18 protein-coding genes are annotated in these 19,454 nt (G+C 52.3%); 6 read left to right on the plus strand and 12 right to left on the minus strand.

The features are described 5' to 3' along the window. The 3 genes from QKW35_RS05280 to QKW35_RS05290 all read left to right on the plus strand — a co-directional run bounded on the left by QKW35_RS05280 (position 1) and on the right by QKW35_RS05290 (position 2,279). Positions 1 to 1,413 carry an ATP-binding protein gene (locus QKW35_RS05280; RefSeq protein ID WP_282351274.1) on the plus strand — a complete coding sequence of 471 codons (1,413 nt, stop codon included), beginning with the start codon at positions 1 to 3 and terminating at the stop codon, positions 1,411 to 1,413. Between the two features lie 63 nt (positions 1,414 to 1,476). After that, a complete protein-coding gene (locus QKW35_RS05285; RefSeq protein ID WP_282351275.1) occupies positions 1,477 to 1,746 on the plus strand; it encodes a PepSY domain-containing protein in 270 nt (89 codons plus the stop codon). A 2-nt stretch (positions 1,747 to 1,748) separates the two neighbouring features. Next, positions 1,749 to 2,279, plus strand: coding sequence for a cytochrome b/b6 domain-containing protein (locus QKW35_RS05290; RefSeq protein ID WP_282351276.1), 531 nt, complete (start codon positions 1,749 to 1,751; stop codon positions 2,277 to 2,279). Between the two features lie 62 nt (positions 2,280 to 2,341). Here QKW35_RS05290 and QKW35_RS05295 read toward each other — a convergent pair whose 3' ends face one another. Next, a complete protein-coding gene (locus tag QKW35_RS05295) occupies positions 2,342 to 5,008 on the minus strand; it encodes a bifunctional diguanylate cyclase/phosphodiesterase (RefSeq protein ID WP_282351277.1) in 2,667 nt (888 codons plus the stop codon). Between the two features lie 353 nt (positions 5,009 to 5,361). Between QKW35_RS05295 and luxS the strand changes: the two genes are divergently transcribed. Then, positions 5,362 to 5,874: an S-ribosylhomocysteine lyase gene (luxS, locus tag QKW35_RS05300; protein ID WP_282351279.1), complete on the plus strand. Its 513-nt coding sequence runs from the start codon at positions 5,362 to 5,364 to the stop codon at positions 5,872 to 5,874. 407 nt (positions 5,875 to 6,281) lie between these two features. Continuing rightward, a complete protein-coding gene (locus QKW35_RS05305; protein WP_282351280.1) occupies positions 6,282 to 6,614 on the plus strand; it encodes a helix-turn-helix domain-containing protein in 333 nt (110 codons plus the stop codon). Between the two features lie 4 nt (positions 6,615 to 6,618). On the opposite strand, the gene QKW35_RS05310 is transcribed toward QKW35_RS05305, so the two are convergent. Next, the gene (locus QKW35_RS05310) at positions 6,619 to 7,284 is read right to left on the minus strand and encodes a protein-L-isoaspartate(D-aspartate) O-methyltransferase (RefSeq protein WP_282351281.1); all 666 of its coding nucleotides are present in this window, start codon (positions 7,282 to 7,284) and stop codon (positions 6,619 to 6,621) included. A gap of 228 nt (positions 7,285 to 7,512) precedes the next feature. Here QKW35_RS05310 and QKW35_RS05315 point away from each other — a divergent pair, with 228 nt between their 5' ends. Further along, on the plus strand, positions 7,513 to 8,592 hold the full coding sequence (locus QKW35_RS05315; RefSeq protein ID WP_282351282.1) for a hypothetical protein: 1,080 nt from the start codon (positions 7,513 to 7,515) through the stop codon (positions 8,590 to 8,592). Here the strand turns inward: QKW35_RS05315 and QKW35_RS05320 are convergent, their stop codons facing one another. The 10 genes from QKW35_RS05320 to QKW35_RS05365 form a co-directional block, all read right to left on the minus strand. Then, positions 8,593 to 9,645 (minus strand): M14 family metallopeptidase, encoded by a 1,053-nt coding sequence (locus tag QKW35_RS05320; RefSeq protein WP_282351284.1) that lies wholly within the window; start codon positions 9,643 to 9,645, stop codon positions 8,593 to 8,595. 20 nt (positions 9,646 to 9,665) lie between these two features. Next, positions 9,666 to 11,147 carry a glutamate-cysteine ligase family protein gene (locus QKW35_RS05325; RefSeq protein ID WP_282351285.1) on the minus strand — a complete coding sequence of 494 codons (1,482 nt, stop codon included), beginning with the start codon at positions 11,145 to 11,147 and terminating at the stop codon, positions 9,666 to 9,668. A gap of 274 nt (positions 11,148 to 11,421) precedes the next feature. Then, positions 11,422 to 12,504 carry a tetratricopeptide repeat protein gene (locus QKW35_RS05330; protein ID WP_282351286.1) on the minus strand — a complete coding sequence of 361 codons (1,083 nt, stop codon included), beginning with the start codon at positions 12,502 to 12,504 and terminating at the stop codon, positions 11,422 to 11,424. A 26-nt stretch (positions 12,505 to 12,530) separates the two neighbouring features. Next, complete coding sequence (locus QKW35_RS05335; protein ID WP_282351288.1) at positions 12,531 to 13,499, minus strand: type II secretion system F family protein; 969 nt, start codon at positions 13,497 to 13,499, stop codon at positions 12,531 to 12,533. Positions 13,500 to 13,503: 4 nt separating this feature from the next. Further along, positions 13,504 to 14,484 (minus strand): type II secretion system F family protein, encoded by a 981-nt coding sequence (locus QKW35_RS05340; protein WP_282351290.1) that lies wholly within the window; start codon positions 14,482 to 14,484, stop codon positions 13,504 to 13,506. A gap of 14 nt (positions 14,485 to 14,498) precedes the next feature. Continuing rightward, complete coding sequence (locus QKW35_RS05345) at positions 14,499 to 15,902, minus strand: TadA family conjugal transfer-associated ATPase (RefSeq protein WP_282351292.1); 1,404 nt, start codon at positions 15,900 to 15,902, stop codon at positions 14,499 to 14,501. Positions 15,903 to 15,905: 3 nt separating this feature from the next. Then, complete coding sequence (locus QKW35_RS05350) at positions 15,906 to 17,072, minus strand: CpaE/TadZ family protein (RefSeq protein ID WP_282351293.1); 1,167 nt, start codon at positions 17,070 to 17,072, stop codon at positions 15,906 to 15,908. An 82-nt stretch (positions 17,073 to 17,154) separates the two neighbouring features. Continuing rightward, on the minus strand, positions 17,155 to 17,640 hold the full coding sequence (locus tag QKW35_RS05355) for a TadE/TadG family type IV pilus assembly protein (protein ID WP_282351295.1): 486 nt from the start codon (positions 17,638 to 17,640) through the stop codon (positions 17,155 to 17,157). A gap of 4 nt (positions 17,641 to 17,644) precedes the next feature. Next, positions 17,645 to 18,130, minus strand: a complete 486-nt coding sequence (locus QKW35_RS05360; protein ID WP_282351296.1) for a TadE/TadG family type IV pilus assembly protein — start codon at positions 18,128 to 18,130, stop codon at positions 17,645 to 17,647. Next, positions 18,127 to 19,446 (minus strand): pilus assembly protein TadG-related protein, encoded by a 1,320-nt coding sequence (locus QKW35_RS05365; RefSeq protein ID WP_282351297.1) that lies wholly within the window; start codon positions 19,444 to 19,446, stop codon positions 18,127 to 18,129. The genes QKW35_RS05360 and QKW35_RS05365 overlap by 4 nt, the downstream gene beginning before the upstream one ends. Between the last annotated feature and the right edge of the window lie 8 nt (positions 19,447 to 19,454).

The raw sequence follows: 19,454 nt of genomic DNA on the forward strand, positions 1-19,454 counted from the left end.
ATGCGCTCCATCCAAACCCGAATACTTATAATGCTCGCGGCGCTGTTCAGCGTCGCCGCGATCGCCGTGCTTGGCTGGACCTGGTCCATTACCAACCATGAAGTGGAAGAGATTTACGACGCCTCGCTGGTCCAGTTTGCCCGCCACTTCAGTAACCAGTTGGAAATCAGTCACGACCTCGACACGCTGGACGACCTGATCCGTGCGATGGAACATTCACCGGATATGCCTCTGCATCTGCGTAACAAGCCCTCCGAGGATAATGAAGATGACGAGGACTATCATGGGCGCTCGGTCCACGACCCGGGCCACTCGTACGAACAGCACCTGGGGTTACAGGTATGGAACCAGCAGAAACGCCTTCTGCTTTCCAGTCCACATGACCTGGATCTGCCGATACCCGAGGCCGTTGGCTTCGATAACCTGACATCCAATGGGGTTCAGGTCAGGTCCTACACCCTGTTTCTACCCAAAGAGAAACTGTGGGTGCGGGCGGTACACGCCCTGTCCATCCGTACGGAGATCGCCTCCGAGGTCGCGGAGCACATCCTGCTGCCCCTTGTCGTTGTTTTGGTGGTTTTGATCCTGGCGATTACCATCGCCATCAATCTTAATCTGCGGCCTCTGCATCAGCTCAGCACTGAACTTGATCAACGCCACAGTACCGACCTGTCCCCGATCGATGACACGGACCTGCCCCTGGAGCTGTTGAAACCGATCCAGTCGCTGAACGCGATGTTTCAGCGCGTCGCTGATACCTTGCAGCGGGAGCGGCGCTTTACCAGTGATGCAGCCCATGAACTGCGCACTCCCTTAGCCGCCTTGCGCATCCATGCCGAGTGCCTTTCCCTGCCGCAAGAATCTGCACAACCGCTCCTACAAGGCCTGAACCGGATGGAACGTGTTGTCATACAGCTATTGATGTTGGCACGACTGGAACCCCGGCGTAGCGACCAACTGGATAAACAGCTACACGATGCAGAGCGACTCGTCGCAACCCTGATCGCCGAACTGGTTCCCACTGCATTGCGTTCAGGGGTGCAGATAGAACTGCATACGCAGCCTGAGGCCCTCATCTTCGGTGAAAAGACCCTGCTGGAGATACTGTTACGCAATCTGATCGAAAATGCGGTGCGGTACACCCACTCCGGCGACACCGTTCTGGTTACACTCAGCGCCGATCAGGATCACTGTCTGATCACCGTGACCGACCATGGCCCCGGCCTCAGCGATGATTTGAAAACCAAGGTACTCCAACGCTTTTATCGCGAAAACAAAGGCAGTACAGAAGGAGCCGGACTGGGCTTTTCGATCGTCGATCAGATCATCAGCTTGCACAAAGGCAGCCTCACTCTGTGCGACACGCCGGAGACCGGAGGTTTAACCGTACAGGTAAAACTGCCGATGGCTTAAGACTGACTTAAGCTTGAGTTGTGAAGATAACCTCACATAAACAACTGAACGAGGTTTGTCCCAATGAAGGCACTGCTCACAAGCGCAACCATTCTTATGCTGAGCGCAACGCAGGTACAGGCAGGTCCGCGCTGCACCGACGGCAACCAGGAAAGCTGGATCCCTGCAGACCAGATGCAGCAGCAGATCAAGGATCAGGGGTATACAATCAAGAAGTTTAAAGTTACCCGTGGTGGTTGCTACGAGATCTACGGTTGGGACAAGGCGGAAAACAAGGTCGAGGTGTATTTCCATCCGGTATCCGGTGACGTCGTCAAGAGCAAGGTGGAGTAACCATGAGTGCTCAGCCATCCGACAAGGTTAAAGTCTGGGACCCGCTTATCCGCGTCTTCCACTGGTCCCTCGCTGCAAGTTTTTTGCTGAACTATACCGTTCTGGAAGAGGGTGAAACGCTTCACGAATGGGTGGGATACTATGTCCTGGTGCTGATCGCAGTTCGCTGTGTTTGGGGCTTTGTTGGTCCACAGAACGCTCGCTTCAGCGACTTCTGGCCTACACCTGCCCGGGTCAAAGCCCATCTGCGAGATCACCTACACGGTCACGCGCCATCCCCTGACAGGCATAATCCAGTGGGAGGCCTGATGATTCTGGGTCTGTTGGCAGGCATGCTTATTACCGGTTTCACCGGATGGCTGAGCACCACGGATATGTTCTGGGGAGATGAGGTAATTGAAGAGCTCCATGAAGGCGCTGCCAGTATGGTGATGGGACTTGTTTGTCTGCATGTTGCAGCAATTGTGTGGTTTAGCCGCAAAGGACCGCACAATCTGGCACGTATCATGTGGACAGGGTACCGGACCAAGTAACCACAAACCAGACAACTCAGCCCCAGCCAGCTTGAGAAACCTCTTCTGGCTGGCTTTTCCTCTTAGAGCAACGCTAACCTGTTGTCCTGTTCCGGTGCGATGATCCGCTCTTCAAACAAGATTGGATCGATCGGCTTACTCAGGTAATAGCCCTGCACCGAATAACATCCCGCATCCCGCAGGAAGTGAAGTTGCTGGGCGGTCTCTACCCCCTCTGCCACCACTTTAAGTCCCAGTGCTTTGGCCATCTCAATCGCCGCAACGATAAGCTGCTGATCGCTGGTATCCACGGCCAGGTCACGGATAAAGCTGCGGTCGATCTTAATCACATCGAACGGGAACATCTTCAGATACGCCAGCGAGGAATACCCCGTACCGAAGTCATCCATCGACAGCATCACCCCCAGGGCTTTCAGGTCATTCAGCACCTGAGCGGTACCTGAATCTTTCTTCACAAGAAGGCCTTCGGTCAGCTCCAGCACCAGTGCCTGGGGTGGAAACCCGGTTTCATCCAGCACGGATTTCAACAACAGCGGGAAGTCCTGATGGCGTAGCTGTCGAGGTGAGATATTCACCGCCAGATAGAAATCATCCAGCCCACTGTCCAACCACTTACGCCCCTGTTCACAGGCGGTTTTCAGGATCCAGTGACCGATTTCAACGATCAGACCGGTTTGTTCCGCCAGCGGGATAAAGTTGTCAGGGCCCACAAAACCCAACTCCTGGCTGCGCCAGCGCACCAGTACTTCAGCCCCCAGCAGGCGACGGTCATCGGCGCCAAAGATCGGTTGGTAGTTGAGATAGAGTTCGTGTTTTTGGATAGCCGAGCGCAGACAGCGCTCCATCTGAACCCGCCCGGCCACATCTTCGTTCATGCTGGACTGGTAGAAACCGTAACTGTTGCCGCTGTTCTCCACCTTGCAGCGATGCATGGCAATGTCCGCATGCTGCAGCAGACTGACTTCATCAGTGCCATCGTCAGGGAGGATGGCGATACCGATCGAACCGGAGATGTAGAAGCGGTGTTCCTCAATCTCAAACTCCTGCTCCAACTCCTGCAACACCTGCTGCGCCAGACGGGTCACATCCGTCTCGGATTCAACTTCATCCAGCAGCATGACAAACTCATCAGCACCATAACGTGCCAGCGTGTCGCCGATTCGGGTCACCGACAGCAGGCGCTGTGCCACCGCAATCAGTAGCTGATCTCCGGCACCATGGCCCATACCATCATTGATCTTCTTGAAGTCGTCCAGGTCGATGTAGAGCACCGCGACCTGATTGTCATTTTCCGCCGCATGCTCGATTGCCCGTTTCAGACGCTCGGTCAGCAGTTGTTTGTTCGGCAGGTCGGTCAGGAGGTCAAACTGGGCCTGATAGCGGATGGTCGCTTCCTGCTGCTTGAACTCGGTGATGTCACGCAGACACGCCACACGCACCGGCTCGCCCTCCAGCTCGGCGTTCTTGGCGAACACCTCCATGGGGAATTCACGTCCGTCCTTACGCAACGCCTGGACTTCATATGGCAATTCCAACCCTGTGTGTACGTTGTGGAAACCAACCGCGATACTTTCCGGCGCCAGCAGATCCCAAACCTCCATGTTGGCCAGTTCTTCCCGACTGTAACCAAACATACGTTCGACGACCGCATTGATATCCACAATTTTGCCGCGACTGTGGATCAGAATGCCTTCATTCGAGATATCCCCTAACTGATACAGGCGCGCTTCGGTTTTCACCCGCTTGCGCTCATCGTCCGCTTCCCGTTTCAGCCGGCGGTGTATGCGAACAGATTGCGTCAGGAATAGAATGGTCAGGAGCAGAAACACGGGCCCCATAATCCCACTGTACTGCTTGATCAGCGCATACTGCGCGACGGGTTCACCTTCTCGCAGATAATACACCTGCCAGCCGTTCAGATTATCCAGCGGTGCCTTTTCAAGCACAAAGTGTCGCTCTGCAATCTTTATCCGGCCTTCATCGTCCAGTTTTTCGAAGCCCAGGCTTTCAATGCGGGTATCACCAAACTGTCGGGTCGATAAAATCTGTTTCTGTTGAGATTCAGTCAGGGGCCAGAGGCTTTTGAGAATCCAGTCGCTATTAGTCGCCGCAAAAACCACCCCTCGGGAATCCACCAGCATCAAGTTACGCTGTTCCTTTCTTAGCTCTTCATCGATCCGATCGGCGGACAGCTTGATCACCATCACCCCAAGCGCTTCATCCAGGTCCTCCGCCATCAAGCGGCTGAAATAGATGCCTCTCTTACGGGTGGTTACACCGTATGCGGCGTAGATTTCGCTGTTACGAATGAGAGCATTCTGAAAGTACGGGCGGAAGGCGTAGTTTTTGCCTTTGAGCGGTATCGGGCCGATTTCGGAGTTATGAATAACAACGGTACCCTCAGGGTCCAGGGCATAACAGATTGAGGCCTGCTGGGTGCGACACACCAGATCCAGCAGGTGACGTCCCTCTGTCTCCAGTTCCCGAGAGGGTTCATGCAGGTATTGGTGTAGGCTAGGCAGGCCCGCGACGGTATTTACCAGACGTTGCTGATTTTCAAGAAATACATCCAGCTTACTGGCCACGACCTGTGCGTCCCGCTGACCTTCCTTACGTTCGGCCTGGTCTTCCAACAGCAACGTGGAGTAATGGTAGTGGAGATAGAAACTGATGATGGTAGCGAAGGCACCTACGACCGTTAGCGCAAATAAAATGCCTTTTCTGTTCATATACAACCCAAAACCCGAAATCCATCTCGATGAATACCACTACAGTCAGTCATTTTAAACTGCCTCTTCGCACTAAGCGGTATGTTTATCTCATTTCCCTGATCTTGATTGGGAAAGTCCTCAAGATTTTCCGCCCGTCATACATCACGGCATGCAGACACCAGACTAACAGATATTGCCCCTCTGTCTACGGCGAGTGGTTACGTACTTCCGGGTAATTGGCGTAAAATGGAGTGCAAACGTGGAGCGATGCGGGAAGTGTTAACCCTGTGTCGCTCTTCTAAGATCTGAGTCAGGCAGTTTACTTATGACCCAAGATCCCAGAAAAAACCTATTTAAAAGAGAGTTCTGATATGCCACTGCTAGACAGCTTTACGGTTGATCACACCCGCATGAACGCACCGGCCGTGCGTGTTGCCAAAACCATGACCACCCCTGGCGGTGACACCATTACTGTGTTTGACCTGCGTTTCTGTCGCCCGAACGAAGAGATCCTGACGGAACGTGGCATCCACACTCTGGAGCACCTGTTTGCCGGCTTTATGCGCGACCACCTGAACGGCCCGGACGTTGAAATTATCGACATCTCTCCAATGGGCTGCCGCACCGGCTTCTACATGAGCCTGATCGGTCAGCCAGAAGAGCAGAAAGTAGCTGCAGCCTGGCTGGCAGCGATGGAGGATGTGCTGGGTGTGCAAAACCAGAACGACATTCCTGAACTGAACGAATACCAGTGCGGTACCTACGCGATGCATTCCCTGGAAGAGGCACAGGCGATCGCTACCGATATCAAATCCCGCGGCGTTTCAGTGAACTCCAACGACGAGCTGAAACTGGATCCTAAGTTCCTCGAAGAGCACAGCTGATCGGGCGAACGGAGTTACCCCCAACATCTGTGGATAACTCCGTGCACAAGCTCCGCGTATCTTCCGCTACCCCTGATACCATCAGGGGTGGCGATTTCTGACGAAGTTTTACTCAGTCCCGATGCAGAGCCGAAGACTCGGCGTAAATCACTGCGCTAGAGCATCCTCTCGGATGTCTTGTGTGAAGAAAATTGCAGGTGCAGTCCCTTGCAATTGAACTCCTTGTGCTACTCCTATTCCAGCTCCCAATCCCTCATCCTCAGGAAATACGGGAGCGGGCCAACTATACTGCCGCTACCCATTTATGTAACTGAAGGTCCAAGCAGAACATGCCCCCAATTCCAGCAAGGGATGTTCTCCCTGTACCTTTAATGACAAGCTATCTGACCTGAGCGAGAATCGCCTCCGTGACAACGCGTGCAGAAAGACTGAAGCAAGCACGGACGCGCGTAAATATGACCCAGGTAGAGGCGGCAAAACGTCTTGCCAAGGCAGTATCTACGATTAAAGGCTGGGAAAGTAATCAGGGCGCCGAACCGGCAACCCTGAACGATGTTGCGCGTGTCTGCAAACTCTACAACATCTCAATCGATTACTACGTCAACGGCAGCACCGAGCCAAGCGAAGAACTGACCAAAGAGCAGCGCCGTATGCTCTCCGCTTTCAGCCAACTCTCCACGGCGTCACAAAAAGCCCTGATGCAGGCACTGGAGCAACTGGCTAAAGAGATCACTCCCTAAGCGATCACATCGACAGGTCACTGCCCTGAATCAGCGGTACAAACCGCACATCCAGCACCGGAGAAGATTCGATCATTCCGGTGTCGTCCTTATCAACCTGATAAAGCACCTGACCGCCGTATTCCGGCCCTACAGGGATAATCATCCGTCCTCCCGGCTTTAGCTGCTCCAACAGCGCAGGAGGCACCTCTTCTGCCGCCGCCGTGACTATGATCCTGTCGAACGGTGCAGCCTCGGGATAACCCAGGTAACCGTTACCCAACATCACCTCTACATTGTCATAGTGCAGGCGCCGTAACCGTTCCGAGGCTTCTCGATACAAAGGCGCAATGATCTCAATGCTGTATACCTTAGCGACCAACTGCGACAAGACCGCCGCCTGATATCCCGACCCCGTACCGACCTCCAGGCAAACCTGGTCTGCCTCTGTATCCAGAAGGTCTGTCATCAGAGCAACAATATAGGGTTGAGAGATAGTCTGTTCGTAGCCGATAGGCAGGGGAATGTTCTCGTACGCCTCAATCGCGACGCCTTCAGGCACAAACTGCTCGCGTTTTACAGAACCCACGGCTGCCATGACCTTTGTGGTAAAACGTCCGCGCTCGGTTTCTGCTGCAGTCAGGCGGGCAAGCCGGGCGATATCCTGCAGCATCTGCTGACGGTCGGTCATATGATCCCCCTTGGGAACCCAACGAATACACCCTAGCGAAATGACCCAAGATATATTCCCTGTTTCCCCGTTTGCTATTCATTAAGCCTAGCAGGCTTTAATCTCATACGACGCCCCGCAACACAGTCGCGAAATAACAAACGATCAAAAAACAACCACGGCGGCATTTCAAAATAGGTACTATCCCTGATAAACTGGCCCATTCACTCACTATGGGGAGAGCAACACATGTCGCAGGCCTATCTGGTTGCAGCAGCGAAGATCTCAGACGGCGACGGATCAATGGCGTCGGTTGAAGAACGCATCCAGCAGCTCAACACGCTGGGAATCACTCCCCATACGCTCAATATTGAGCCGCTGAACAGCGACTGGAACGCTCCCGAACAACCCGACTACTTCCGCAGTGGTTGTGGCCCAATCGAAGCACTTGAGCGCGCACGTAAGCTGATCTCAGAAGGGACTCCAGCAGTTGTGATACGTGGCGAAGACCTGATCAAGTCCGGTTATCCACGTGACGAACGCTTACAACTGATGGCCGTATACGGTGAGGATTACCCGCTTACCCAGGCTTACGACGATGTTGCCCAGCAGTTTATCCAGCATCAGCAGATCGATGCCGATACCTTCTGTGCGACCGCCGAAGCGCTTTTCGAAAACTACCAGCGCACCTACCTGAACAACCTAGCCTCCAAAGATGATGCCGTAGATGCAAGTCAGGCAACCCCAGGCACCCGTTGGTTTGAGCGCATCACCCCACTGTTCCGTGGCGTCGATTGTGCCAACCCACTGGTCGACTTCACCGGTGCGGTTCTGGTGTGTGACGACAAAACAACTGCCGCTCTGGAGATTCCACAGCAACAGCGTGTGGCCGTGAAAGGTGTGGGATTGGGTCGCTTACCGCTAGATGGCAAAGAGGCGATCGACAGCATCGCGCGCTACGACCACATGGAAGCCGCATACCGACAAGCTTGCACACTGGCGAACTTGGATTTCCGCGATATCTTTATGCACGGCGAGGCGTTGCTGGACACCTATACCTGCTATCCGGTGGTACCGATGGCATTCTTGCTAAAAACAGGCCTGGTTAAGCGTATCGAACGCATTCCTGCCTTTCTGAAAGAGTACGAAATCACCGTCACCGGCGGTATGAACCTAGCACGCGCACCCTGGAACAACCCGGCGCTCAACGGCCTGATCTGCATGTATCAGAAACTGACTAGCGGTGAGATCCCTCTGGGGGCAGTGCATGGTAACGGAGGCCTGGGCTACCGTCAGGGGGTGGCTATTCTCGCCCGCGAAGCAGATTAATCAGCTTTTCAGGTAGGTATATTCACGCTCGAAAGAGGCATAGAGCAGGCAGTCACTCAGCGCAATGGCGCGGTTACTGGTGATCATAAATAGCTTGAGCGGGCGAGCAGTGTAGAGTTTCTGCCCATCCACGTGGAAAAAAGTAGAGAACATATCCCGCCCAATCGCATTCTGCACGCGCAAAATCCGGGTACCGCAACGCTCCCCTAACCAGCCGATCAGGGTACCCTCCGGAGCGGTACCAAAATTGTGCTGCTCCAGATCTTTCGGCACCGTCAAATCCATATCCGGCACGGGCTCATCAGAAAAATCGATCAGGCTGTCCGGGTGCAACTCCAGACGCACTGGGTGGCGGTAAAGCTCAATCTCCACCCCCTCATTGGGCAATTTGAGCACGTGGCCCTCAAACAGGTAACGCGCCAAACCGTCGACAGCCAACTGATCAGAACGCTCATCATTTGCGCCACCGCATTCCACGGTAACCACCGGCATGTTACTGCTGCTGATCTCCATCAGTGCCCCCAATTTGAGATCGGTCACGATCAGGTGATGGGTAAACAGGGCGATCAACGCCTCGTGGGCCGGATCTTCATGGGTCACCACACCAAACGCCGGACTCATCCCCGAGGTGTTGTGGATATCGATCATACATTCAGGTTGATAACTGTCGACCAGATCCAACATATGCTCTGCAATACGCCCGTTGTAGTCGTCATAAGGCGGCGCAAAACAGCGATTCATATCCCGCTGCCCTGGCAAAATACGGTGTTTGTGCAGTTCTTCGGTCAGGGCCGCCTTTACCGAGATAATAAAACAGATGATGTTGACCGCCGGCGTACCGCCGCTGCGTAACCAGCGATGCACAGCCCGCAGGCCAGAGGGTTCATTACCGTGCAGCAATGTACAGATTGCACGGGTACGACTGGTATCCTTCCCCTCTACAGAGATCATCACCGGACCACCCAGCTGGTTGAGGAATCCCTCTACCGTATGGGCAATCGTCTCCGGGTGCGGATTATGAATACAGAGAATCGGTTCGTCGGAGATGTTCACCAAATTTGATCCATTCAGAATTATGTCCAGTCTGATACGGGCTTATTCTCTCGGGCGTGCTCGATGTAGCGTTTCATCATCAGCGTGAGAGCCCGATGCCGTAGTTCGGTATTCAACAATCGCTTAAAGGTTTTCAGCTGCCAACAGGCACCGGTCTGACGTTTCTCGATACGGCGCCGAATAATGCCCAGATACCGGTTACTTTCCGCATCAGACACCCCAATGCTATGCAGCCCTTCCTGTGCGACCGGCAGCAACGCTTTTGCCAGCTCTAGGGCCGGATAGGTACCCAAAGGATTGTGTACATCGGCCTCTGGCCAGAGCAGCCGAGTATTCATCCCCTTTTCCGCCGCACGGTAAAAGTTATGGGTTACTGCCTGAAACGGCATCGCGGGTATACGTCCTTCAATACTCTCACTCAACCCTTCTGCCAAACCGATCAGCAAGGCCGCGTTAGCCATCATGTCACAAGGCGTAGGGCCAGCAGGTAACGCCCGCATCTCGATACGTAAGTGGCCACCATCGGCATCATCAAACACCGGTCGATTCCAGGGCCAGACCGTTCCCTGATGTAAACGCAGCTCAAACAATGACGGGATTTTTCCTGCGGCCAGCACGGCTTCGGCGTCCTCACCATTGGTGATCGGCAGGATCGGTTCGTGCAAGTGGACCGCCTCGGCAAAAAGTTCATAGGCACCGTGGCGCACCCAGCCGTGACCAAAACTGACACGCGATGGAATGTGCGCCTCACGGACATCGCGGGTACGCCCATCGATGGCGTGCTTAAACAGAGGTATCCGGGTTTCATGCCAAAGCCGCTGTCCAAGCATAAACGGCGAGTTCCCTGCGATTGCCAACACCACCGGTGTGGCTAGCTGCATGGCATTAAACAGGTCTGCGAAGCGATCCGGTGAAACCCGGTAGTGTAACTGCATTGAGGTATTGGCACCCTCTAAGGTCACATCACGGGAACGCAACGAAATCGCTTCAGGCCCATTAATCCGGATACAGAACAGTTCGCCACGCATCTGCGCCAGTGCTTCAGTCAGGGCGTGAAAGCGAGGCAGATCAGTCATGGCATGAGGGCCAAAATGTCGTCGTTTCAGGGTCGGCAGAATACCGATCGGCACCACTTGCCCACCGTAGGGATCCGCTGCCTGTTGCAAGCGACTCAGGGCATCCAGTACTTCGTGTTCAAGCGCAGAGAAAGGCGCACCTAAAGCAGGTACCGGTGAAAGGTTATATTCCAGGTTGTAGCGATTGAGTTCCAACGCCAGCTGATCGTCGTCCACATCCGCGTGCAACGCCTGATTAACAAACAAAGGGCGTGCCTGCTGGTCGACGATATACATCTCCAGCTCAGCGCCGATGGTGGCTTCTCCTTCACCAAACCCCGGCCGATTCAGCAACTGCTGCAGTGCCTGCAAGTTGCCCTGCAACTGATTTCTGAAACTACGGTAGTCCGCTTCCGTAAATTCAGATCGCTCGATATCCAGGCCCATAGTCATCCGCCTGTTGCTTCGCTGAGGTTCAGCATGGCACGGAAAGGGCCGCTTCTCAAATTCACGAACAAAAGAAAATAAATTAGGCGCTCTTAGATTGACGGGATATTGGCATATTCAAAGGCCAATCGAGTCTGTCGCTGCCGTGAGATCGCAAACTGCGCGAGGTATCCAGAAGGAATCCCGTTATCGCAGCGGATGCTACAGCACCGCTACGATATCAGGGAAAAATTCAGATGAAGGCCTTAAAACTGATTATTGTGGGCCAACTTTACTAGTTTGGCGTCTTCGGTTTAGGGGTCACTTGCGTGAGCTGACTATCGCGCAAGCGCTGGGCCAACTTAAGATTTTCATGTGCCTTTTCATAGTAAGTTGGTGACAATGTCATGGCACGTTCAAAGTAGTATTCGGCCCGCTGGTATTTGCCCTCCAGCAGGCAGATATAACCAATATCATTATGGGCGTTGGCGCTGTCCATCACCTGTTCAAACGCGGTCAGAGCCGACACATAATTCTCCTGACGGGCATACAACAACCCCAGATTACGCCAGGCCTGAATGGATTTCGGATCAACCCGGAGCGCAGCCTTATACGCTCTTTCCGCTTTACGCCACTCTTTAGTGAGATAATAGGAATAACCTTTGTTGTTCAGGGTGATTGCCGCATTCGGCCTGATCTGCAAAGACAGATCATAAAGGGATTGTGCTTTGACATGCTCCCCCCTGAGATCCGCCACTACACCCAAGCCGTTATAAGCATTAGCCGGAGATTGGCGGTCAGCCTCAATACTTTTAGAGATCTCGGCAAGCTCTTCTTCGCTTAAATCATCTGATTTCTGAGCTTCTGCAACGCTGGCCTGAATGCGTACCCGATCTGCATCCACTGATCGAGTAAAGAAGCGATTTGCCTCGTCATACCGGTTAGCTTTCAGGTAGATGACACCCAGCGCTTCATTGCCGTAGATATGGGTAGGATCGCGGGAAACAACACCTTCGAACGCCTGAATTGCTTTACCTGTAGAGCCCCGATCCAGGTGAATTTGACCGATCTTATAGAGCGCTTCAGTGTTGGTTTCATCCAGCTGCATCGCCTGGATATACATGTAGAGGGCTTTGTCGAATTCCCCAGCCCTAAGTTGTTGGTCTCCAAGAGCAATCCCCTCCTCAGGGGTTTCGGCAACCGGCAAATTGGAGAACGTTACGGTAGAACGTCCCTCGTAGAGGGAGTTATCGTCAACCTTATCAGGCTTATTTTGGCTAGATGCACATCCAACCAAACCAACCACAAACATCAGCGACACCCAGCGCCACCACCGGCTAGTCCTAGGCTTCATTGCATCGATCTTGAGCCTCTTCATCCTGGAACTCCTTGTCAAGCAATCCCCTACCTACCAAAGACTTCAAGAACCTTCAGAATAGCAGGGCCTACTGCAACCAGAAAAAAGCCTGGCCACAAGCAGAAAGTGAGCGGGAAGATCATCTTAGTACCAATCTTAGCCGCTAATTCCTCCGCTCGCTGCATTCGTTTATCACGAAATTCCTCGGAGTAGACTCGCAGAGTGTCGGCAACACTTCCACCAAAGCGCATAGCTTGGTCTAGTAATGCGACTAAACCTTTTATATCGTCAACGCCCGTGCGATAAGCAAGGTTTTTTAACGCATCCACTCGGTGTACCCCAGCACGTATCTCTACATTCACCAGATTAAGTTCTTCTGACAACTCAGGGTGGCTCACATCCAGTTCCTGCGCGACACGCTGTAACGATGCGGTAAGCCCCAAACCGGACTCCACACAGACAACCAATAGATCCAGCGCATCCGGAAAGCTGGAGTGAATGGTTTTAATCCTATTAGCAGCCAGCTTTTCCAACACAAATGACGGCAATAAATACCCACCTACCGCAGAAGCCACAGCGTAAGAAAAAACCTGTTGTGTAGATATTTCCGAGAAAAAACCACCGCTGGAAAGAACAACTACAAAGAGAACGACAAACAGCAATATCCTAATCGCATAAAAATCCTTCACGGCGCTTTCTGAGCGAAACCCTGCATGCGTCAGTTTTTCACGGACTTTAACACTGTCTTTCTTGCGTTTAGGCAAGAGAGCCTCGGCAAGTGGGTCCAGACTTTCTATCACCCGGTTGCCTGCACCGACATTCCCACCAGTACCTGCTATCGAGCTTTTGGTCAGCCCCCTTTTTCGATTTTCAAACGGTGATACCAGAGAGTTGACGAGCACCATGAGACTGGCAGCAAACGCCAACGCTGCTGCGGCGGCGAGAGCGACAAATACCACACGTGTATAACTTTCGTTCTGAAAATATTGATTTATGAGATCTAATAAATAGTCCATAGCTCTATACCTCTATTTTCAGAAGACGGCGGATCCAAATAATCCCCAGTATCATCATTACACAAGCAACGATGATTAGCTGACGACCAGTTGAGCTTTCCGCCAAGATCGGCAGATAGTCCGGCGTAGTAAAATAGATCATCACAAACAATCCAAAAGGCACCAACGTCAAAATCCAGGCGGACAGCCGACCTTCCGCTGACAACGTCTTCACCTTTCGCTGGAACTTGAAGCGCCCTCTAATTACCCGACTGATCTTATCGAGCACTTCCGCCAGATTCCCCCCAGTTTCCTTCTGCACCAGTACTGAGGTAATAAATGCCATCAAAGTAATGCTGGGCACTCGCTCCAACAGGCCTAACATGGCACGACGCAGGTCGTTACCATAGTTGAGATCGGCAAAGGTGATTGCAAACTCTTTACCTATTGGCGCATCAAGGCTTTCAGAGACAATATGCAATGACTCACTGAAAGGATGCCCCGCCTGCAAAGCCCGCTTGATAATATCTATTGCTTCTGGCAGCTGCTCATCAAATCGCTCCATCCTACGACGGCGGTCCGAATAAATTTTAAGATAGGGTGCGACAAATCCGGCGCTCGCAGCTATGACACCCGCCCACCAATACTTAGTAACAATGAACACCACTACGCCCGCTAACGCGGCCAACAACAACGATGCCAACACTACGCGATAAGCCAGAATTGTATGCCCGGACTGTTCGATAATACGCGCTAACTTCTCCATCCCTGGCAGCTCTTCCAGATACCGTTCCAAACTCCCCAATTGCTTTAAGTATTTTTCACGTAACAGATTACTGATGGGAGGCTTATCGGATTCATTCTGGATTTTCCTCAAGCGTTTTTGCAAACGCTTACGCGTTGCACGCGATTCACCGAATACCGGAACGGTGATGCCAAAAGAGAGCAGAAATACAGCAATTCCCACCATTGAAAAGAACACAACAGGCCCTAACTCAATTTCCATCGTCCTTTCCCCCTTTAGTTCGGCTCGAAAAGCTCCAGCGGCAAATTAATTCCTTTTTGGGCAAGTAGCTGATGGAAACCAGGTACCACCCCTGTCGCTTTGAACTCGCCAAGCACATTACCCTCTTCATCCAGTCCCATACGCTGGAAACGGAACAGCTCAGACATCGTGATGATGTCGCCTTCCATCCCGTTTACCTCCTGAATGCTAAGCAAACGGCGACGACCATCTTCCATGCGTCCAATCTGCAACACCACATTGATGGCGGAAGCGATCTGGGAACGCAAAGCTTTGGTTGGGAAATTAATACCGGTCATCGATACCATGTTTTCTACACGTCCCAGTGCGTCACGAGGGCTGTTAGCGTGAATGGTTGTGAGAGATCCATCATGGCCGGTATTCATAGCTTGCAACATATCGAGCGTTTCACCGCCACGCACCTCTCCCAAGACGATCCGGTCAGGTCGCATACGCAAACTGTTTTTCACCAAGTCTCGCTGATTGACTTCCCCCTTTCCCTCTATGTTCGGAGGCCTTGTCTCAAGCCGCACAACGTGTGGTTGTTGAAGCTGAAGTTCAGCAGAGTCTTCGATGGTTACGATACGTTCATCTTCCGGAATATATCCGGACAGAATATTAAGCATGGTGGTTTTACCAGACCCTGTACCACCGGATATCAGGATATTTAACCGCGCTTTTACAATACCCTTCAGAATGGGGGCTACCTGTGCGGGTACAGATCCCAACTCTATCAGGTTGTCCATATTGAGCAGTTCTACCGCAAACCGTCGAATCGACATTTGCGGTCCATCCAGAGCCAATGGTGGAATAATCACATTGACTCGGGAGCCATCCTGCAATCGCGCATCCACCATCGGTGAAGACTCGTCAATATGGCGGCCAACACTGGAAACAATACGATCAATAATATTGAGCAGATGGCTGTTACTGGTGAATTTCACTGGGCAGGATTCCAGCTTACCAAAGCGCTCGACGTACACAGTATCGTATCCATTCACAAGGATATCGGAGACTGTCGTATCGGACAGCAATGGCTCTATGGGCCCTAATCCCATGATTTCATTTTCTATCTGCTCAACAACCTTCTCTCGGGAAATTGCGCTGAGGGGCTGACTTGATTGGGAAATCAGGTGAGTACAGATCTCCCGGATCTGTCGGCGCGCCTCTTTTTCATCCAGGCTGTCGATTAGAGACAGGTCCATAACCTTGAGAAGTTCTTTATATATGACCTCTTTGCATTCAGCTTCGGCCGGAGTCAACATCGTAATATTGAGCTTAGGACGTGCTTTTTTCTCAACCTTTGGCTCTTCAGAAGCTTTGATTTCAGTCTCTAAACTGGTGACTTCCCGAGCATCCTTGCCCCTCAGTTGATTAAGACGATCGCTTAACAATGACATAGCTTAGGCTCCCTTTAACTTCGCATACAGTCGACCCCAGATCGTATTTTCATCATCGTGCCTATTACCACGCACGACTTCGCACAGGTCGATTATTGCTTTAGTTATTGGCGCTTTACGGGCAATATTGAGTAGTGGAACACCGTCGTTCAAGCTATCAGACACAACTTTATAATCGTTCGGAACGCAGATTAGAGAGCGCTGTTTTAGCGTATTTTCTATCTCTGAGCGGGTGATCGAAGAATTCTTCTGAAAGCGGTTTACCACCACCTCAAGATTTTCGTCAGAAATCTCCAGATCATCACGTAGAACATCCATCAAGCGCGCCGTATCTCGCAGATGCGTGATACTTTGTTGGGTAACAACGATCACTTGGTCGGCCATCTCAAGTACCGTAGAGGTGATCAGGTCAATTTGCCTTGGTACATCGATCACCACATGGTGATGCATACGCGCCAGCAGTGCGATCAGATGCCTCAGCCGTTCACTGGATACCTCATCATTAAGGATCATCCGTCCTTCCTCGACGCCCATAACACGTAATCCACTTTCGTGCTTGACCAAGTAGCCATCCATCGCTATTGCATCGATATCATCTACATTATCCAACGCTTCTTTAATACCGTGTTTCAGGTTGAGGTCGAGGTAGTAAGAGAGTGATCCGAACTGTAGATCAAGATCAACTAATGCCACCTGTTGTTCGTATTCCTGACACAGCGCATGCGCCAAATTTGACGCGATCAGGCTAGCGCCAGATCCCCCTTTGGCATTCATAACCACAGAGATACGCGCATCCTCCTGAGAGGAGTTATCTAAAACCTCCGCGCGCAGATGGTCGAGTGAGCGCAATACCTCTTCCGGCACAAAGGGTTCGACAAAGAAGTCCCGCGCACCAGCTTGCATACTGGAGCGCATAACCTGAGGGTCACTTTCTGAACTGACAATCACCATCGCTGGCCTTTGTGATACAGGCCGCGCACTGATGGCCTCCAGCTCAACTTCCCAATTGGGACCCAAGCGATACACAAGCAAGTCTGGCAAAACGCTCTGTCCCTCGAGGGGATCGATGTGTCCATTGACCATAACCTGACCATGAATTTTGGTTTTCGGTAATGGCTCCAAGATTTTCTGCAGGTTGCCCACCGCTTCATTAGAGCGACTTGCAACCATTATTTGGCAGTCCCGATGTCCTAGGTCCATTCGGGCCTGATGTACGGTATGTGATACTAGGTCATTCATCATGCTCATCTCCCTAAGAACAGCTCGCCGAGCTTCCATCCGGATGTACACCCAGGCTTTCACTTGGAATGGTTGTGTTAAAGTCGGGCATCGGGATCGTGAAATTTAAGGTTGGAATCAGCATCTGGTGTTGAAAGTTGTCAATACCAACCCGGACATAATCGATTAATGGAATAGCACTTTCGGGGTCTGCGGGGTCCGGAATAACCTCTGTGCCATCCTGTTCCCAAAACGTCACATTGATCATCTCGGCTTCTAATCCGGCTACAACGCCACCGTTAAACATCGCCTGGTTCTGCACAAAGGACACTGAAGCAGCATCAACCGGACATACGGCAGCCAGTCGCGCACCCCGGCGTGTAATCTCATCCAGTGTCTCCATCACAAACATCAAGCGGCCAAACTCGATAACCGCGAAAAGCACCATGAAGAATACGACGCCAATAATTGCAAACTCGACGCTGGTAGCCCCCCGTTGTTTATTCTTATTCGTCGGCATAAAACTATCCTCCCAACAGCGCCCGCATCGTGATCGATGAACTCAGGGTAAAGTTCAGGTTTATAGAATCACCGAGACCAAACGTGGGCAGCGAGTCAAAGATCATCGGGGTATATTCATAGCTCACCGTTACGCGAACATCATCATCCGTAGGATCGTCGTATACGACGTCTTCCACCGTAAATCCAGACAAGAGCGGCTCCCCAGCCCCTGAAATATCACCGAATACCACTAAATTCTGGGCTTGAGATACATAGGTAACGTTTGCTATCGTATTTGCGGTCTGCCCGGTCACTGCGCGCGCCGCTAGATAGCGAATCCCGTTTCGCTGCGCCTTGGTTAGCGTGTTGTAGTCATACAGCAGCTTACCTAGCTCAGCAGTGGCCAAGAAAAGTAACAACAGCACCGGTAAGGCTATGGTGAACTCAACTGCAGCCAATCCTTTTTGCCGTTGTATAAACCCTCGAGATCCTCTGACCTGTTTCATCATGAATCTCCGCTATCTGCGTTTCGGTAAAGAACGATCTTTGTAGGTGCATATTCAGACGGATCAGGATCTATCCCACCTGTCGCATCACAGCCGGGAACAGAGTCCCCACCGGGATTCGGAACAAACTGCCCAAATACCGCACGTTGCCCCGTATGATCGATACGCTGAAGCAACATGAAACAGCCGTACGCATGTATCTGAACCGGCGAGCTGGTTCCGTTTATTGATCCATCGCAGTTACCAATTGGTAATACCATCATCCGCCGCCACTTTTCACACCCAACGCCACCAACTGCGCTACAGTCAGCGTCTGTTATACTGGCCATATCCGTGGCGTACTGGGCATAGTCATAAACACCTCCAGAAGGGGGAGGATTACCCGATTCTGTTTCCACCTGAGGATTCCCATCTGCATCTTCTACAATGACCAGTTTGTCGCTCTCTGCTTCAAGCAATTCCTCTTTCAGGTAGTCAGCTGGCACATCAAATCGTGTGCTTCCATCAAAGCGGGAATTCAGCCCCGTAGAAACGGCGTCCACACTTGCCCCCGGCTCTGTATCCACCCAATCACCGCTTTCACCCACATCAACACAAAAATCCGAGTTCCCAGCAAGCGCATTACGAAGGTCGTTAGAACCTACGCTATCCCCTAGACGTAATAGCTGGAAGTTACCAGGCCCAAGTTCGCTGGTAGTTCCCGCTGGCAAACTTAATCCGGTAACCTGATCGACGGTTAACTCACCGGCAGCGGGCAGGGCGGTTGGAAAGGAGTCCTCAAGATAATCATCACCGGAGCAGCCACTTACAGGATCACAACAGCCCCCGACTCCCGGGGTACAACCACACGCCATTATTGGTGCGATATTGCATACCCCTGTAAGGCCTGCTGACGGACCGGCAACCGCACTGGCCACCACCTCCGCTTCATTAACCCCTACTACCCGAACCAACCAGCTGTCCAGTGTGAAGCCTGTTGCATTCACCCTTACATAGGGAGGATCTCCAACCGTTGTTGGTACGAAGGGATCGATGGTGTCAGAGAATTCGACTGTCAGTGTAATTTCGCCGGCCCCGTCAGCCCACGCGTCAGCCAGCAAACCATTCCCCGGAGCGGCCATATTGTCTGAAAAAACCACATTTGCCTGAGTAGTCGCGGCCCCCCTATCGCTACTGGAACCTAATTCCTGGGCGGCTCCCAGTGCGGCCGCATCAACTGCATTCTGCAAGCGGGTTTTGGTCAAATAGATATGCCCACTATCGAGAGCCAGACCACTCATCGCAATCAATGCCAACATCCCGATGGCCAAAATAACCATCACAACGC

This window comes from Pontibacterium granulatum (genome assembly GCF_029961155.1).
GTDB lineage: Bacteria > Pseudomonadota > Gammaproteobacteria > Pseudomonadales > Balneatricaceae > Pontibacterium > Pontibacterium granulatum.

Bases quoted from the DNA above. Each gene is read 5' to 3' on its own strand.
- QKW35_RS05310 (WP_282351281.1), bottom strand. From the start codon at position 7,284: ATGACCGACCGTCAGCAGATGCTGCAGGATATCGCCCGGCTTGCCCGC.
- QKW35_RS05325 (WP_282351285.1), bottom strand. From the start codon at position 11,147: ATGGGCCTGGATATCGAGCGATCTGAATTTACGGAAGCGGACTACCGT.
- QKW35_RS05335 (WP_282351288.1), bottom strand. From the start codon at position 13,499: ATGGACTATTTATTAGATCTCATAAATCAATATTTTCAGAACGAAAGT.
- QKW35_RS05315 (WP_282351282.1), top strand. From the start codon at position 7,513: ATGTCGCAGGCCTATCTGGTTGCAGCAGCGAAGATCTCAGACGGCGAC.
- QKW35_RS05345 (WP_282351292.1), bottom strand. From the start codon at position 15,902: ATGTCATTGTTAAGCGATCGTCTTAATCAACTGAGGGGCAAGGATGCT.
- QKW35_RS05360 (WP_282351296.1), bottom strand. From the start codon at position 18,130: ATGATGAAACAGGTCAGAGGATCTCGAGGGTTTATACAACGGCAAAAA.
- QKW35_RS05330 (WP_282351286.1), bottom strand. From the start codon at position 12,504: ATGAAGAGGCTCAAGATCGATGCAATGAAGCCTAGGACTAGCCGGTGG.
- QKW35_RS05340 (WP_282351290.1), bottom strand. From the start codon at position 14,484: ATGGAAATTGAGTTAGGGCCTGTTGTGTTCTTTTCAATGGTGGGAATT.
- QKW35_RS05290 (WP_282351276.1), top strand. From the start codon at position 1,749: ATGAGTGCTCAGCCATCCGACAAGGTTAAAGTCTGGGACCCGCTTATC.
- QKW35_RS05350 (WP_282351293.1), bottom strand. From the start codon at position 17,072: ATGGTTGCAAGTCGCTCTAATGAAGCGGTGGGCAACCTGCAGAAAATC.
- QKW35_RS05365 (WP_282351297.1), bottom strand. From the start codon at position 19,446: ATGGTTATTTTGGCCATCGGGATGTTGGCATTGATTGCGATGAGTGGT.
- QKW35_RS05280 (WP_282351274.1), top strand. From the start codon at position 1: ATGCGCTCCATCCAAACCCGAATACTTATAATGCTCGCGGCGCTGTTC.
- QKW35_RS05355 (WP_282351295.1), bottom strand. From the start codon at position 17,640: ATGCCGACGAATAAGAATAAACAACGGGGGGCTACCAGCGTCGAGTTT.
- QKW35_RS05295 (WP_282351277.1), bottom strand. From the start codon at position 5,008: ATGAACAGAAAAGGCATTTTATTTGCGCTAACGGTCGTAGGTGCCTTC.
- QKW35_RS05285 (WP_282351275.1), top strand. From the start codon at position 1,477: ATGAAGGCACTGCTCACAAGCGCAACCATTCTTATGCTGAGCGCAACG.
- luxS (WP_282351279.1), top strand. From the start codon at position 5,362: ATGCCACTGCTAGACAGCTTTACGGTTGATCACACCCGCATGAACGCA.